Consider the following 1,395-nt stretch of genomic DNA (forward strand, 5'->3'; position numbering starts at 1 on the left):
GGCTCTTCACAGATGAGGGTGTAGCTGTGGTGCGACCTGGGGCGGCGCGTCGGTGTCGGGGTGAGGGTCGAGGTCTTCCGATGATGGGAGTTCTCACACAACCCGTCCGGAAGACCTCGACGTGCCTGACGCTACCTTCACGCGCCCTGACCTGACTACCTTCACCCGCCTCGACGGCCTCGGTCTGGAGGTCACCGGCCAGCTGCTCGAGCCTGACCGGTCCGTGCTGGCGTGCCGGGTCGTGGAGCCGGACGACTGGTGCAGGCGGTGCGACTGCCAGGGCGTGCCCCGTGACACGGTGAGCAGGGAGTTGGCGCACGAGCCGTTCGGGTGGCGCCCTACCACGCTGGTGCTCACCGTGCGCCGCTACCGCTGCAAGGAGTGCTCGCACGTGTGGCGTCAGGACACCACCGCTGCGGCGCCGCCGCGGGCCAAGATCTCCCGCGCCGGCCTGCGGTGGGGTCTGGTCGGAATCGTCGTCGGCCACCTGTCGATGGCCCGAGTTGCCGAAGGACTGGGCGTGGCGTGGAACACCGCCAACGACGCGGTCCTGGCTGAGGGCCGGCGTCTGCTCATCGAGGACCCGACCCGCCTGGACGGTGTCAAGGTCGTCGGGGTCGATGAGCACGTGTGGCGGCACACCCGGCGCGCTGACAAGTACGTCACCGTGATCATCGACCTCACCCCGGTCCGGGACGGCACCGGGCCCTCACGCCTGCTGGACGTGGTCGAAGGTCGGTCGAAGAAGGCGTTCAAGGACTGGCTAGCCGAGCGGGACCAGGCGTGGCGCGATGGGATCGAGGTCGTGGCCATGGATGGGTTCGCGGGCTTCAAGACCGCCACCACCGAGGAGCTACCGGACGCCGTCACGGTTATGGATCCCTTCCACGTCATCCGGTTGGCCGGGGACGCTCTCGATGAGTGCCGCCGCCGAGTCCAGCAGGAACTGCACGGACACCGCGGACGCAAGGGCGACCCGCTCTACACCGCGCGGCGGACCCTGCACACCGGGGCTGACCTGCTCACCGACCGCCAGCACGAGCGCCTTAACAAGCTCTTCGCTGGGGACCGGCACGTGCAAGTCGAGTGCACCTGGGGGATCTACCAGCGCATAATCTCCGCCTACCGTCACCCCGACCGGGCAACCGGCTGCGTCGAGATGAGCTCCGTGATCGACGCCCTCGCCGACAGTGTGCCTGAGGCGTTGGTAGAACTGCGCAAGCTCGGCCGCACCCTGACCAGACGCGCCTGCGACGTCCTGGCCTACTTCGACCGGCCGCGCACGAGCAACGGACCTACCGAAGCCGTGAACGGTCGCCTCGAGCACCTGCGTGGCCTGGCCCTCGGCTTCCGCAACCTCACCAACTACATCGCCCGCGCACTCCTCGAAGCCGG

General features: G+C 68.7%; 1 protein-coding gene. It reads left to right on the plus strand.

The genetic code is table 11. From position 1 onward, the window contains the following. Positions 1-121 precede the first annotated feature (121 nt). On the plus strand, positions 122-1,395 hold a 1,274-nt coding region (locus DWB68_RS15700), incomplete at its 3' end, for an ISL3 family transposase (protein WP_119426047.1).

The sequence above is a fragment of the Galactobacter valiniphilus genome (assembly GCF_003575975.1).
Classification (GTDB): domain Bacteria; phylum Actinomycetota; class Actinomycetes; order Actinomycetales; family Micrococcaceae; genus Galactobacter; species Galactobacter valiniphilus.